The organism is Methylobacterium currus (assembly GCF_003058325.1).
In the GTDB taxonomy this organism is placed as follows: Bacteria; Pseudomonadota; Alphaproteobacteria; order Rhizobiales; family Beijerinckiaceae; genus Methylobacterium; species Methylobacterium currus.
Genome location: NZ_CP028843.1, coordinates 794853 through 809075, shown reverse-complemented (window position 1 = coordinate 809075; position 14223 = coordinate 794853). Strand labels below are relative to the sequence as shown.

10 protein-coding genes are annotated in these 14223 nt (G+C 72.6%); 6 read left to right on the top strand and 4 right to left on the bottom strand.

All coding sequences use genetic code 11. The features are described 5' to 3' along the window. The first annotated feature begins 18 nt into the window (after positions 1-18). Positions 19-930, top strand: a complete 912-nt coding sequence (locus DA075_RS03685; RefSeq protein WP_099952059.1) for a DMT family transporter — start codon at positions 19-21, stop codon at positions 928-930. Positions 931-933: 3 nt separating this feature from the next. Here DA075_RS03685 and DA075_RS03680 read toward each other — a convergent pair whose 3' ends face one another. Next, positions 934-1980, bottom strand: coding sequence for a CorA family divalent cation transporter (locus DA075_RS03680; protein ID WP_232386390.1), 1047 nt, complete (start codon positions 1978-1980; stop codon positions 934-936). Between the two features lie 128 nt (positions 1981-2108). Then, positions 2109-3977 (bottom strand): M3 family oligoendopeptidase, encoded by a 1869-nt coding sequence (locus DA075_RS03675; protein ID WP_099952058.1) that lies wholly within the window; start codon positions 3975-3977, stop codon positions 2109-2111. A 296-nt stretch (positions 3978-4273) separates the two neighbouring features. On the opposite strand from DA075_RS03675, the gene DA075_RS03670 reads away from it, so the two are divergent. The 5 genes from DA075_RS03670 to DA075_RS03650 all read left to right on the top strand — a co-directional run bounded on the left by DA075_RS03670 (position 4274) and on the right by DA075_RS03650 (position 11918). Further along, on the top strand, positions 4274-5761 hold the full coding sequence (locus tag DA075_RS03670; protein ID WP_099952057.1) for a sigma-54-dependent transcriptional regulator: 1488 nt from the start codon (positions 4274-4276) through the stop codon (positions 5759-5761). 263 nt (positions 5762-6024) lie between these two features. Continuing rightward, on the top strand, positions 6025-8178 hold the full coding sequence (locus DA075_RS03665) for a L,D-transpeptidase family protein (RefSeq protein WP_244936497.1): 2154 nt from the start codon (positions 6025-6027) through the stop codon (positions 8176-8178). 221 nt (positions 8179-8399) lie between these two features. Continuing rightward, on the top strand, positions 8400-8786 hold the full coding sequence (locus tag DA075_RS03660) for a response regulator transcription factor (RefSeq protein WP_099956381.1): 387 nt from the start codon (positions 8400-8402) through the stop codon (positions 8784-8786). Then, on the top strand, positions 8783-9436 hold the full coding sequence (locus tag DA075_RS03655) for a chemotaxis protein CheX (RefSeq protein WP_099952056.1): 654 nt from the start codon (positions 8783-8785) through the stop codon (positions 9434-9436). Before DA075_RS03660 ends, DA075_RS03655 begins: the two co-directional genes overlap by 4 nt. A gap of 52 nt (positions 9437-9488) precedes the next feature. Beyond that, positions 9489-11918: a PAS domain S-box protein gene (locus DA075_RS03650; protein WP_099952055.1), complete on the top strand. Its 2430-nt coding sequence runs from the start codon at positions 9489-9491 to the stop codon at positions 11916-11918. Between the two features lie 13 nt (positions 11919-11931). Here DA075_RS03650 and DA075_RS03645 read toward each other — a convergent pair whose 3' ends face one another. Then, positions 11932-12558 (bottom strand): Crp/Fnr family transcriptional regulator, encoded by a 627-nt coding sequence (locus DA075_RS03645; protein WP_099952054.1) that lies wholly within the window; start codon positions 12556-12558, stop codon positions 11932-11934. Positions 12559-12570: 12 nt separating this feature from the next. Beyond that, positions 12571-14142: a peptidoglycan L,D-endopeptidase MepK gene (locus DA075_RS03640; protein WP_420813106.1), complete on the bottom strand. Its 1572-nt coding sequence runs from the start codon at positions 14140-14142 to the stop codon at positions 12571-12573. Positions 14143-14223 lie beyond the last annotated feature (81 nt).

The following is a 14223-nucleotide window of genomic DNA, read 5'->3' as shown; positions in this document are numbered from 1 at the left end:
GGAACCGGGCGTGAGGAAATCGGCGTGAGGCACGGCCGTTCGGCCGCGACCGCCTACGCGCTTCTCGCCTTCGCGACCCTGCTCTGGGCCGGCAACGCGGTGGCGAGCAAGGTCGCCGTCGGCCTCGTCTCGCCGCAGGCCCTGGTCGCCTTGCGCTGGTCGATCGCCCTCACGGCGATCGCGCTCCTGGCCGGGCGCGAGACATGGGCGCACCGTCGCGCCCTGCTGGCGCATTGGCCGCTGATCCTGCTGATGGGCGGCTTCGGCTATACCGGCTTCAACGCGCTGGCCTACGAGGCGGGGGCGCTGACGAGCGCCGTGAACCTGTCCTTGATCGAGGGCACGATCCCGGTCCTGGTGCTGCTCCTGAACTTCCTCGTCCGCGGCGTCGCGGTGCGGGGCGGCCAGTTCCTCGGCGCCGCCATCACGCTCGCCGGGGTGGTGCTGGTGGCGAGCCACGGCGACCTCGCGCGGCTGCGCGCCCTCGACGTCAACCGCGGCGACCTCCTGGTGCTGCTGGCCTGCCTGTTCTACGCCGGCTACACGGTCGCCCTGCCCCTGCGGCCGGCGGTGCCGGCCCTGGCCTTCTTCGCCGCCATGGCGGTGGCGGCCTGGGCGACCTCGCTGCCGCTGCTCGCCGGCGAGTGGGCGGCCGGCCGCATCCTCTGGCCCGGCGCCGCCGGCTGGGCGCTGATCGCCTTCACGGCGCTCGGGCCGTCGCTGGTGGCGCAGCTCGCCTATATGCGCGGGGTCGAAACGATCGGCCCGAACCGCGCCGGCCTGTTCAACAACCTGGTGCCGGCCTTCGGGGCGATCCTGGCGGTGGGTCTGGTGGGCGAGCCCTTCGGCCTCGTCGAGGCCTCGGCCCTCGCCCTCGTGCTCGGCGGCATCGCGGTGGCGGAGCTGTCCGGGCGCCGCAAGCTCGGCTGAGCCTCACCCCCTCTGCCCGCCGAGCCCGAGCCGGCGGATCAACAGGAAGGCCGCCGCGGCGGACAGGACGGCGATTCCGATCGCCGCCGTCGAGCCGTCCTCCCAGTCGGCGAAGGGCAGGTTCTTGGTGTTCATGCCGAACAGGCCGGTGACCAGGGTCGGCGGCAGGAACAACGCGGTCAGGATCGACAGGGTGTGGAGCTGGCGGTTCGACTGGCGGGCGAGCAGGCCGGAGAGCTCTTCCTGCAGGAGCCGGCTGCGCTCGGCCAGCACCACCATGTCGCGGTCCAGCGCGTCGAGGCGCTGGGCGATGCGCGCGGCGGCCTCCAGGGTCTCCTCCGGCAGGTCCTCGCCATCCTCCTCCAGGCGGTGGAACACCGCCCGCAGGCCGTTGAGCTGGCGGTGCAGCCGCACGGCGTCGCGGCGGATCGGCCCGAGCTGGCGGGTCTCCGCGCGGATGCGCTCGTCGAGGATGTGGTCCTCGATCCCGTCGAGGCGCTCGGACAGGATCGCGCCCCGGGCGCCGATCGCCGCGGCGACCCGGTCGATCAGCGTCTCGAGCAGTGCCACCGGCCCTGGCAGCGCCCTCCCCTCGGCGATCGCCTCGCGCACCGCATCGGGCCCGACGATCGGGTGCCGGCGCCCGCTGACGAGGTAGTTCGGCCCGAGCACGAAATGCAGCCGCCCGGCGGCGTCGGGCAGGCGCTCCGGTACGGCAGGCGCCTCGGCGTCGCGGGCGAGGTCGGCGTCCCGGGTGAGATCGGCGATGACGCCGCCGACCTGTCCGTCCTCGACGGTGACCCGCTGGTGCGGATCGCTGGCGAAGGCCGCCGCCGCGAGGTCGGGCGGGCCGAACCGCCCCTCCGCCACCAGGGCCGGCACCCTCGCGTCGTTGAGGTTGACGTGGAGCCAGACGAAGCCCTCGCCGAAGCGGCCCAACGCCGGAATCTCCTCGCCGGGCCCGACCAGCCGCCCGCGCCCGGCCGCGTCGAACCGCATCGCCCAGATCAGGCCCGGCAGGGCGGGTTCGTCGCTGAGGAGGGGGGGCATCGGGCGTCCTTCGCGTCCCCGCTTGTCCAAACGGGGAACGACCGGGACGCCGCCGCACCCGGTCGCCGTCGCTAGGGGCCGGTTACGACGGTTCGATGACGCTTTGGCGCTATGCCACCCTCCGGGGCCTACGCCTCCATCGCCTCCAGCTCGGCGATCATCCCCTCGATCATCGACAGGCCGATCTGCCAGAAGGCCGGGTCGCGGGCGTCCAGCCCGAACGGCGCCAGCAACTCGCCATAGGGCTTGCTGCCGCCGGCCGAGAGCAGCGCGAAGTAGCGCTCGACGAAGGCTTCCTCTGCCGCCTTGTCGCCGCTCGCCCGCTGGTAGACGCCGTAGAGCGAGTTCACCAGGCAGTCGCCGAAGGCGTAGGCGTAGACGTAGAACGGCGAGTGGATGAAGTGCGGGATATAGGCCCAGTACGGCTCGTAGCCCTCGTCGAGGCGGATCGCCGGCCCCAAGCTCTCTGCCTGCACCGACATCCACAGGGCGTTGACCTTGTCGGCGGTCAGCTCGCCCTCGCGGCGGGCGAGGTGGACCTTGCGTTCGAAGGCGTAGAACGCGATCTGGCGCACCACCGTGTTGATCATGTCCTCGACCTTGGCAGCCAGCATCGCCCGGCGCTGCACCGGGTCGGTAGTGGCCTCCAGCACGCGGCGGAAGGTCAGCATCTCGCCGAACACGCTGGCGGTCTCGGCCAGCGTCAGCGGCGTCGGCGCCATCAGCGCGCCGTTCGGCGCCGCCAGCACCTGGTGCACGCCGTGGCCGAGCTCGTGGGCGAGCGTCATCACGTCCCGCGGCTTGCCCTGGTAGTTCACGAGCACGAAGGGATGGGCCGAGGGCACGGTCGGGTGCGCGAAGGCGCCCGGCGCCTTGCCGGGCCGCACCGGCGCGTCGATCCAGCTGCCGTCGAAGAAGCGCCGGGCGATCTCGGCCATCTTCGGCGAGAAGGCGCCGTAGGCGGACAGCACGGTCTCGCGCGCCTCGGCCCAGGGGATCGTGCGCTGCTCGACCTTCGGCAGCGGCGCGTTGCGGTCCCAATAGGCCAGGTCGTCCCGGCCGAACCACCGCGCCTTCAGCTTGTAGTAGCGGTGCGACAGGCGCGGATAGGCCGCCTGCACGGCGGCGACCAGGGCCTCGACGGTGTCGCGCTCGACGCGGTTGGCGAGGTGGCGGGCATCCGCCACGTCGGTGAAGCCGCGCCAGCGGTCGGAGATCTCCTTGTCCTTGGCGAGCGTGTTGGTGATCAGCGTGAACACCCGCAGGTTCGCCCGGAATACGGTGCTGAGCGCCCCGGCGGCGTCCCGGCGCAATGTCTCGTCGGGATCCTGGAGCTTGTTGAGCGTCGGCTCCAGCGTCAGCTCCTCGCCGCGCAGGGGGAAACGGAGGGACGCGATGGTCTCGTCGAACAGCCGGTTCCAGGCCGCGCGCCCGGTCACCGACTTCTCGAGGAAGAGCTTCTCCGCCTCGTCGCTCAGCTGGTGCGGCTTCTCGCGGCGAATATCCTCGAGCCAGGGGCGGTAGCGCGCGAGCGGCGGGTGGGCCGCGGCCGCGTCGATCAGCGCATCCTCGATCCGGTTGAGCTCGAGGGTGAAGAACAGGAGGTCGCTGGCCGCATTCGTCAGCCGCTCCTGGGTGTCGCCGTAGAACTTCGCCCTCGCCGGGTCGGTGGTGTCGCCCGAATAGACGAGGCCCGCATAGGACATCAGCCGGCCGAGCCGGTCCTCGATCGCCTCGTAGGCGGCGACGGCGGTGCCGAGACCGTCGGACGCGCCCTCGCCGGACACCAGGTCCCTGACGCGGCCGCGATAGCTGTCGGCGAAGCCCCGGCACTCGGACTCGGCTGTCGCAAGGTCGTCGGCGAAGGCCGGGTCGTCGAGGCCGGCATAAAGGTCGGACAGGTCCCATTCCGGCAGCGGCCCGAGATCGACGGCGCGGGCCGTGGCCTGGGCGGTGCTCAGGGCGCTGTCCGACGGCGCGGCGGCACTCAGCGGCATGGACGATATTCCTTTTAGGCCAGACGATCGCTGGCGAACCATCTCTGGCAGACGATGCCGAGGACATATCGGCCGCCGCCGGCCCGCGATCAACCGAGCCCGCGGCGATTGCCGCGCGAGGCGCCCCGCCGCCGGTAACCTCTCGTTGGCGTTAAGAGCCACTTTACGCTTGTGACGCAGCATACGGCTCGAAACGAAACAGCCGCGTGATTCGCCGGGAGCCCGCTCGCCGGGGCCGGGCGCCGCGACGGCTTTCAGGGCGGTGCTCCCCGGCGCCGGTCCTCCGAGGAGAACAGATGACCACCACGGTCCTCATCGTCGACGACGATCCCGTGCAGCGCCGGCTGGCGGAGGCCATGGTGCGGCGCCTCGGATACGAGGCCGTGGTGGCCGAGAGCGGAGCCGCCGGGCTCGACGCCATCCGGTCGCCCGATTCCAGCATCGACGTGGTGCTGCTCGACCTCGCGATGCCGGGCGGCCTCGACGGGCTCGGGGTGCTCGCCGAGCTGCGCAAGGCCGGCATCGACACGCCGGTGATCGTCCAGACGGCGAACGGCTCGATCGACGCCGTGGTCAACGCCATGCGGGCCGGCGCGGTCGATTTCGTGGTCAAGCCCGCCGGCCCCGAGCGGCTGCAGGTCTCGATCCGCAACGCGCTCCAGGTCGACCAGCTCCAGGACGAGATCCGGCGCATGCGGCGGCGGGCCTCCGGCGCCCTCAGCTTCCGCGACCTGACTTCGAAAAGCCCGGACATGGGCCGGGTGATGCGGCTCGCCGAGCGGGCGGCGAAGTCGACCATCCCGGTCCTGATCGAGGGCGAGTCCGGCGTCGGCAAGGAGGTGCTGGCCCGCGCGATCCAGGGATCGGGCGAGCGGCGCGGCAAGCCCTTCGTCACGGTCAATTGCGGGGCGATCCCCGACAACCTCGTCGAATCGACCCTGTTCGGCCACGAGAAGGGGGCGTTCACCGGCGCCACCGAGCGGCATCTCGGCAAGTTCGTCGAGGCCTCCGGCGGCACGCTGTTCCTCGACGAGATCGGCGAACTGCCCCTCGACGCGCAGGTGAAGCTCCTGCGCGCCCTCCAGGAGGGCGAGGTCGATCCGGTCGGCGGGCGCAAGAGCGTGCGGGTCGACATCCGGCTGATCTCGGCGACGAACCGCTCGCTCCTCGACCTCGTCAAGCAGGGCCGCTTCCGCGAGGACCTGTATTACCGCCTCAACGTCTTCCCGATGACCCTGCCGCCCCTGCGGGCCCGGCGCGAGGACATCCCGGACCTCGCCCGCTCGTTCTGCGCCCGCTTCGCGGCGGAGGAGGGCAAGCGGGTCCGCGGCATCGCCGCCGAGGCGATGGCGCTCATCACCCGCTACGACTGGCCCGGCAACGTGCGCCAGCTCGAGAACGCGCTGTTCCGTGCCGTGGTGCTCGCCGACGGCGACGAGCTGACCGTGGCGGAGTTCCCGCAGATCGCCGCCCAGGTCCAGGGCTTCGACGTGCGCATTCCCCCGGCTCCGGCGGCGCCCGAGCCCGGCACCGCTCCGGCCCCGGTGCGAGAGATCGTCCGTGTCGAGGTGCGCGATCCCCACGCCCTCTCCCTCGTCGCCGAGGAGACGGGCGAGATGAAGACGATGGAGGGGTTGGAGGGCGAGATCATCCGCTACGCCCTGCAATTCTATCGCGGGCGGATGTCGGAAGTCTCGCGCCGGCTCGGCATCGGCCGCTCCACCCTCTATCGCAAGTTGAAGGAACTCGGCCTCGACGACGAGAAAGCCGAGGACGCCGCCTGATCTTCACGCCCGCGCACGGTCCGGTCCGAAGAAAACCGCATTTCGCGGGTCTTGGGCGGGCGGCGGGCGGAGCAGCAAGGTCACCATTCCGGGTTTCGCACCGCGATCACCGCCGTGGTGCGCCACAACACACCGCGGACGCCCAAGGTTGCATGCCGCCGGAGTGTGGCTGCCGTGCGATGGCACGGCATGCGCCGACGTGTTTACTAGTCTAGATTGACCAGCGTGGCCGCTCTCCCGGCCGCGGCTTCGAGGAGAGGACCATGGCTCCCAAGCGCAGGACCGGCCGGAACGCGGGCGCGGCAGCGGCCCTCGCGGTGCTGCTGGCGGCGCAATCCGGGCTGCCGCCAGCGCGGGCCGAGGGCGCCGCCGCGGCGCCGGACGCCGTGGCGGGCGTGCCTGCGACGCCGCCTCCCGCGATCACCGCGATCCCGGACGGGCCCAAGCCCGGCACGGAGATGTCCAAGCCCGTCACGGAGATGTCCGAGCCCGGCACGGATACTCCCAAGCCCGGTACGGACGCTCCCCAGGCCGAGGCTCCGCCGAAGCCTGCCGCTGCGACCGAACCCTCTGCCGCCCCGCCCGAGGCCGCCCCGGTCCAGCCTGCGGCCCTCCCGGGCAGCCCGGCACCGCCGCCCGCGGATGCGCCGGCTGCGCCGGCGGAGGCCTCAGGCCCCGCCCTGCCCCCGCCCGCCCCCGGCGACCCGGTCGCCGAGGTGGTGGCGGCGCGCCTCGCCGACCCGAATTTCAGCCTGATCCGCCGCCTGAACACGAAGCAGCGCGAGGCGATCCAGGCCTTCTACGCGCTCGGCGCCTTCAAGTCGGTCTGGCTCACCGAAACCGGCTGGACCGAGGCCGCCAAGGCGGTGATCGCCCGGCTGCAGGCGGCGGGCGAGGACGGGCTCGACCCCCTCGCCTACCCGATCCCGCTCCTCGACCCGCCCCACGCCAAGCCGGCGGACCGGGCCGAGGCGGACCTGAAGCTCTCCGCCGCCGCCGTGCTCTATGCTCGCGACGCCCGCGGCAGCCGCATCGAGCCGTCGCGCCTGTCGCGCTTCATCACCCCGAAGCTCGATCTGCCGGCCGCCGACGCGGTGCTGGCCCGGCTCACCCCGGCGGCCGCGAGTGCCGGCGGCCTGCTCCAGGCCTACAATCCGGCGCAACCCGGCTACCTCGCCCTCAAGGCGAAGCTCGCGAGCGTGCGGGCCCAGCAGCCGAACCGCGCCGTGCCGATGGTGCGCCTGCCGAAGGGCCCAGCGCTGAAGACCGGCATGCGCGACCCGCGGGTGCCGCTGATCCGCGCCCGGTTCGGTCTCGGCGGCGCGCAGGATGCTACCGCCTACGACGAGGGCGTGGCGACGGCGGTGGCGAGCTTCCAGCGCGAGCGCGGCATGAAGGCCAGCGGCGTCCTCGATCCGGCCACCGTGGCGGCGCTCGCGGGCTCGAGCCCGGGCAAGCAGGAGGCGGACATCCTGGCCAACATGGAGCGCTGGCGCTGGCTGCCGGCGGATCTCGGCCGTACCCACGTCTTCGTCAACATCCCCGAGTACAAGGTGCGGGTGATGCGCGACGGCCGCGTCCTCGACGAGGCGCGGGTGATCGTCGGCAAGCCCGATTCCCCGACACCGATCTTCTCCGGCGAGATGACCTACGCGGTGGTCAACCCGTCCTGGACGGTGCCGCCCTCGATCCTGAAGAGCCAGTTCCTCCCGGGCCTCGCCCGCGACCCGAACTACGCGGCGCGGCTCGGCTACCAGGTGGTGAAGCGCGGCAACGGCATCGCGATCCGGCAGCCGCCGGGCGAGCGCAACGCGCTCGGCTTCATCAAGTTCATGTTCCCCAACGACCACGCGGTCTACCTGCACGACACGCCGAACCGCAGCCTGTTCTCCCGCTCGGAGCGGGCGCTGAGCCATGGCTGCGTGCGCGTCGACGATCCGTTCCGCTTCGCGCAGGTGGTGCTCGGGCCGCACTGGCCGACCGAGCGCCTGCAGAAGCTGATCGGCAAGGGCGAGCGCACCGTGATGCTGCCCGAGAAGCTGCCGGTCCACCTCGCCTACTTCACCCTGGAGGCCGATTCGACCGGGAGCTTGCGCAGCCTGCCCGACCTCTACGGCGTCAATGCCCGGGTGAAGGTGGCGCTCGGCCTGTCGAGCGAAGCGCTGCCGCCGGAAGCCGGCCACAAGCCGAAGGTCGCCGGGCCGAAGGTTGCCGGGCCGAAGCCCGCCGGGGCGCCTGCCTCGGCTCCCGGCGCGGCCCCGCGCCCGCACCGCGACCTCGCGCAGCAGCAGGCCGCGCCCCGCTCAGGCCACCGCCGCCCGGTCGCCGCCGCGACCGAGCCCGAGGAACCCGCGGTCGTGCAGCCTGCGCCGGACTACTTCGGCGAGACGGGGGCGATCCGGCGGGGGTGGTGGTAGCGGGATCCGGCGCCTCGCCAGGTCCGCGGCAGCGGGAGCTGTCCGGGCCCGGGACGGGGACCGGGCCGTGGTCCAGGCATGGTCCGGCGATGCAAGTCGGCCTCTCCGGTGGGCAAAGCGGCGCTGCATCGCGCGAGGCCGCCGGGAGGGCGGGACTTTCCATTCCCCTTTCGGCCAAAACCGCCTAGATGCTGGTCATGTCGCAGCCTTCGACCGCTCCCATGCCCGTCACCGTCCTCGTCGTGGACGACAGCAAGCTCGCCCGGGCCGTCGCCGCGAGGCTGCTGCGGCAGGCCCGACCGGACTGGGCGGTGCGCGAGGCGGCCAATGCCGACGAGGCCGCGACCATCGTGGCGGCCGAGCCGGTCGACGTGGCGCTCCTCGACTTCAACATGCCGGGCAGGGACGGGCTCGCCCTCGCGGAGCAGCTGCGCGCCGAGCGGCCGGGAATGCCGATCGCGGTGATCTCGGCCAACATCCAGGACGAGGTGATCGCCCGCGCCCGCGAGCTCGAGGCGACGTTCCTCGCCAAGCCCCTCACCGGCGAGGCGCTGGCGGGCTTCCTCTCGGGCGCGGCCCTGCGCCTGCGCCGGGGCGGTACGCCATGAATGCCGACGCGACGATCGGCCTGACCGAGCTGCAGCAGGACGCCTTCACCGAGCTCGTCAATATCGGGGTCAGCCGCGCGGCCGCGAGCCTGCGCCAGATGATCGGCACCCAGGTGCTGCTCTCGGTGCCGTCGGTGGAGATCGTCTCGCGCGAGGCCGCCGCGCGGTTGATCGGCGAGCGCGAGGCGGCGCCGCTCGTGGTGGTGCACCAGGATTTCGCGGGCGCCTTCGCGGGCCGCGCCCTCCTGATCTTCCCGCAGGAGAACGGCCGCGAGCTGGTCCGGGCCGTGGCCGGCGAGGAACTCTCGCCCGAGGAGGTCGCCGCCCTCGAGGACGAGGCCCTGGCCGAGACCGGCAACATCATCCTCAACGGTTGCCTCGCCACCATGGCGAACATGCTCCAGCGCACGCTGACCATGTCGCTCCCCGGGATCGTGCGCGGTGACGGCCCGCGGATCTTCGGGATGGAGACGGGCGAGGCGCCGACGGGCGCGGAGGCCCTGGTGCTGTTCCTCTACATCGACTTCTCGGTGAGCGAGCGCGACATCCGCGGCTACCTGGCGATGCTGATGGACCTGCCGTCGCTGGAGAACCTGCGGGTGCTGGTGGACGAGTTCATCGCCCGTGCCCTCGGCGATCTGGACGCGTGATGGCCCGCCCCCGCGACGGACAGGCGGCGTGAGCGCGCCCGACAGCGACGGGATGGCCGCGCTCGCCTCGGCCATCGCGGCGGCGCGGACCCGCGCCGGGCCGCTGCTCGCTGCGCTGGAGCATTCGCGCCAGCCGATGCTGATCAGCGATCCCCGGCTCCCCGACAATCCGGTCGTCTTCGCCAACCAGGCCTTCCTGACGCTCACCGGCTACGAGGCCGCCGAGGTGCTGGGCCGGAACTGCCGTTTCCTCCAGGGGCCAGAGACCGATCCGGGCGCGATGGCGGCGATCCGCGAGGGCCTGCGCGAGGGGCGCGTGGTCCGGGTCACGATCCTGAACTACCGTCGCGACGGCAGCCGGTTCTGGAACCAGCTGCTGATCTGCCCGATCCGCGACGAGGCCGGCCATCTGGTCAATTTCTTCGCCTCGCAGGTGGACATGTCGCATGTCCACGAGGCGGAGACCGGGCGCGAGCGACTCGCCGATATCGAGCGGCGGCTGGCCGAGGCGCAGCGCCAGCTCACCCTAACCCTGTCGTCGGCCGGCATCGCCGGCACCTGGGACTGGGACATCCCGGCGAAGCGCCTGCACGTCGATGGGCGCTTCGCGGCGCTCACCGGCCTCACGCCGCCGCCGCGTCCCGGCACCGTGCCGCTCAGCCCCGGCCCGCTGCCGGTGAGCGCCTTCTTCTCGGGCATCCATCCCCTCGACCGCCTGCGGGTCCGCCTCGCGGTGAGCGGCATCCTCGGCGGGGCCGAGGTGTTCGACAAGGAATACCGCCTGCTCGCCGCGGACGGCGCGGTGCGCTGGGTCCATGCCCGCGGCCGCTGCCATTTCGGCCCCGACGGGCGGCCTGCCCGCTTCACCGGGGTCCTGGTCGAGGTCACCGAGCAGAAGAGGGTCGAGGAGCGGTTACGCATCGCCCAGTCGGCAGGCCGGGTCGGCGCCTTCGAGCACGTGCCGGGATTCGCCACGGTGGCGGCCTCGCCGCAATTCTGCAGCCTGCTCGGCCTGGTGCCGGCCCGGACCGTCGCGGCGAGCGCCGTCAACGCCCTGGTGGTCGAGGGCGATCCGCCGCTGCTCGCCCCCGACCAGCGCCACGAGGGCGAGCTGCCGCCGATCGAGACCCGGGTGCGGCTGGCCGATACCGGCGAGGTGCGCTGGCTGGTGCGCCGCGGCGAGGCGATCCGCGACACCGAGACCTCGGGCCTGCGCCATGTCGGAGTGATCTACGACGTCACCGAGTCGAAGCGGGCCGAGGTGGCCTTGCGCGAGCTCAACGACACCCTGGAGGCGCGGGTGCGCGAGGCGGTGGCCGAGCGCGAGCGGGCGGAGGAGCAGTTGCGCCAGTCGCAGAAGATGGAGGCGGTGGGCCAGCTGACCGGCGGCATCGCCCACGACTTCAACAACCTGCTCACCGGCATCGTCGGATCCCTCGACCTGATGCAGACCCGCATCAACGAGGGCCGCACCGAGAACCTCACCCGCTATGCGGGCCTCGCCATGGCCTCGGCCCAGCGCGCCGCGGCGCTGACCCACCGGCTCCTCGCCTTCTCGCGCCGCCAGCCGCTGGAGGCACGGGCCGTCGACGCCAACCGGCTGGTGAGCTCGATGGACGAGCTGATGCGCCGGACGCTCGGCGAGCGGGTGCAGCTCGAAGTCGTCGTCGCCGGCGGCCTGTGGCTGACCTTGTGCGACCCGAACCAGCTCGAGAACGCGATCCTCAATCTCGCGATCAACGCCCGCGACGCGATGCCGGAGGGCGGGCGCCTGACCATCGAGACCGCCAACGCCCATCTCGACGACGTCTACGCGTCCCGGGAGATCGGGGTGCGGGCCGGGCAATACGTCTGCATCAGCGTGACCGATACGGGCACCGGCATGCCGCCGGACGTGATCGCCCGCGCCTTCGACCCGTTCTTCACCACGAAGCCGATCGGCCAGGGCACGGGCTTAGGGCTCTCGATGATCTACGGCTTCGCCAAGCAGTCGGAAGGCAACGTCAAGATCTACTCGGAGGCCGGCCAGGGCACGACGGTCAAGCTCTACCTGCCGCGCTATCACGGCGAGATCGAAGCGGCCGCCGAGATGCGGGGCGAGGCGCCGCGGGCCGAGCGCGGCGAGACGGTGCTGGTGGTGGAGGACGACCCGACCGTGCGGGCCCTGGTGATCGAGGTGCTGCACGAGCTCGGCTACAGCACCCTCGAGGCGCCCGACGGGCCGGCGGGCCTGCGCCTGCTGCAATCGGCTTCGCATATCGACCTCCTGGTGACCGATGTCGGCCTGCCCGGGCTCAACGGCCGCCAGCTCGCCGACCAGGCCCGGCTGGTGCGCCCGACCCTGAAGGTGCTGTTCATGACCGGCTACGCCGAGAACGCGGCCTTCGGCAACGGGCATCTCGGCCCCGGCATGCAGATGATCACCAAGCCGTTCCCGGTCGAGGGCCTGGCGACCAAGATCCGGTCGATCATCGAGGGATGACGGCAGCCCTGCCTCAGATCACGTCCGTGCCCGCCGGGGCGCGGGCGGGGGCTGCCTGCGCCGCCTGGAACAGGCGCTCGCTCGTCAGCTTCAGGAAAGAGAAGCCGAATTCCGGGTTCTGGTAGTAGAGCTGCTTCACGTCCGCATAGGCGACCCCGAGGACGATGCCGGGCTCGGTGCAGACCAGGGTGCCGGTGCGGAGGTTGCCGGGCGAGAGCATGCCGAGCTCGCCCACGATGGCGCCGGGCCGGATGTCGAGGTCCAGCTCCTCGATGCGGAAGCGGCCGCTCTCGATCAGGAACATCTCGCCGGCCGGGTCGCCCTTGCGAAACAGCACCGCGCCGGCGGCGACGCGCCTGGACTCGCCGAAGGGCCGGAGCCAGTCGAGGGAGAGGTCACCCCCGGCCGCCCGCTTGACGTCGCGCACCAGCCGGACCATCTGGTAGAGCCGCCAGGCGTTGAACGGAATCTGGATCGCTTCGGTCAGCACCACCGGCATGCTGCCGGTCAGGAGCCCGTAGGTCATCACCGCCACGCTGGCGAGGATCGAGACGACCCGCAGCGGGATCATGGTGCTCATCGCGGTCGACGCGATGGTGAGCCCGGTCCCGAGATAGCCGATCGCCTCGACCCAGTTCACCGCCTGTCGCGCTCAGCGCCGCCCGACCGCCGAGCCGCTGAAGCGGCCGGCACTGGGCGTGGTCTCGGACGAACCGGCCTGGAAGCGGGTCGCCACGGCACCCGCGGGGGCGGCGACGAGGCCGGCGGGCGGGGTGCCGCTCCTGGACCGCTGGACGATGCGGACCGTCGCGGCCTCGGCTGCCGGCGCGGCCGTCGCCGCGCTGAACAGGGCGCGCAGCTGCGCCTTCGAATCGGTGGGAGCCGGCGCGGGCGGCACGGGAATCGTCCGGGGGCGCGGCTGGAGCATGGCGCCGAGGGCCGCCGGATCGGCCTCGGCCGAGGCGACCTGGATCGAGGCCGGCCGGGCGGGCGGCAGCGGCACGGTGAGCGGCGGCGGCGCGGCGACCAGAGCCTCCGCCAGGGCGGCGAATTCCGAGGGACGCCGGGGCGGCAGCGGGGTGGATCCCAGGGTGGTCCGGGACGGCATCTCCGGCGCCGGCTCGGCGCTGCGAAGCTCGGGCTCAGGCGCGGCGGCCGCCGCCGGGGCGGCCTCCGGCTGCGCGGGTACCGGCTCCGGCAGGGCGGCCTGCCGGGATGCGGTCTGCGGCAGCAGGGCGGCGGGGGCGGCCGGCGCCGCGTAGGCCAATGCATCCCGGGCGAAGGCCTCGCGGGTGCCGGCATCCTCCGGCTGGGCGCTGGCGAGCGCCACCGGGCGGACGCGGCCGGCGCGTCCGGACAGGACCACCGGCGCCGGCGGCGGGGCGGCGGGCTTCGATCCGCCGAACAGCATGGCGAAGAACTGGCCGACGACGTTCGGGCTGTCCTCCTCGTCCGCCGCGGCGATCGCCTGGCTCACGCCCATCACGCTGCCGCCGCGCGCCAGGATCTCGGCCTTGGCGCTGTCGTAGCCCGGCATCGGCCGGCCGTCGGCGGGCAGATGGACGGTGCGGCCGTCCGGGAAGAGGCGGGCGAGCTGGTCGTGGCTCATCCGCGGCCAGGACCGCACCGAGCCGACGTCGAGATGGACGAAGGGGCTGTTGGCCTGCGGGTACCAGCCGACGCCGCCGCGCTGCATCCGCATGCCGATCGCCCGGATCTGGTCGATCGAGACGTCGGCGAGGTAGAAATCCATCGCCTTGCCGAGCATGTGCTGGCTGTGCTCGGCCACCGCCCGGGAGCGCCGGCGTAAGGCAGCGTTGGTCTGGGGCGAGCGATAGGCCGAGACGACGTGGATCGCGTCCTGCGAGCCGACGGCGCGGTGGGCCTCCCACACCACGTCGAACAGGCGCGGGTCCATCTTGGTCGGCTCGTCGAGGCGCCAGTCGCGCAGCAGCCAGTTCAGCTGCTCGAGGGCGGCGCGGTCGTAGCGCCCGTCACGCTTGAACGTGATCGCGGCGCTCTCCTTGGTGTGCTCGTGGAAGATCGAGATCGTCCGGGTGTCGCCGTTGGCGACCGCGTCCTGGGTGCCGCTGGTCGAGCCGAAGACGGCCGTCAGGCAGGCGAGCAGCGCCAGCGCGCCGCGACGGCAGGAGCGGGATCGGCAGGAGAGAAAGTCCCGGGCCGGGTCGGCCGCCCCGCGGCCGGCACGCTTGAGCGCTCGCACGATCCCTCTTCCTCGCTCGGGCCGCGTGGCCACCATGGTGAACGCAAGGTTGCCGAGAACCGTCAACAAACGGTTACCGGG

Excerpts from the sequence above, each read along its gene's own strand:
- DA075_RS03680 (WP_232386390.1), bottom strand. The coding sequence starts at position 1,980 with ATGCCCCCCCTCCTCAGCGACGAACCCGCCCTGCCGGGCCTGATCTGG.
- DA075_RS03655 (WP_099952056.1), top strand. The coding sequence starts at position 8,783 with ATGAATGCCGACGCGACGATCGGCCTGACCGAGCTGCAGCAGGACGCC.
- DA075_RS03660 (WP_099956381.1), top strand. The coding sequence starts at position 8,400 with ATGCCCGTCACCGTCCTCGTCGTGGACGACAGCAAGCTCGCCCGGGCC.
- DA075_RS03650 (WP_099952055.1), top strand. The coding sequence starts at position 9,489 with ATGGCCGCGCTCGCCTCGGCCATCGCGGCGGCGCGGACCCGCGCCGGG.
- DA075_RS03675 (WP_099952058.1), bottom strand. The coding sequence starts at position 3,977 with ATGCCGCTGAGTGCCGCCGCGCCGTCGGACAGCGCCCTGAGCACCGCC.
- DA075_RS03670 (WP_099952057.1), top strand. The coding sequence starts at position 4,274 with ATGACCACCACGGTCCTCATCGTCGACGACGATCCCGTGCAGCGCCGG.
- DA075_RS03665 (WP_244936497.1), top strand. The coding sequence starts at position 6,025 with ATGGCTCCCAAGCGCAGGACCGGCCGGAACGCGGGCGCGGCAGCGGCC.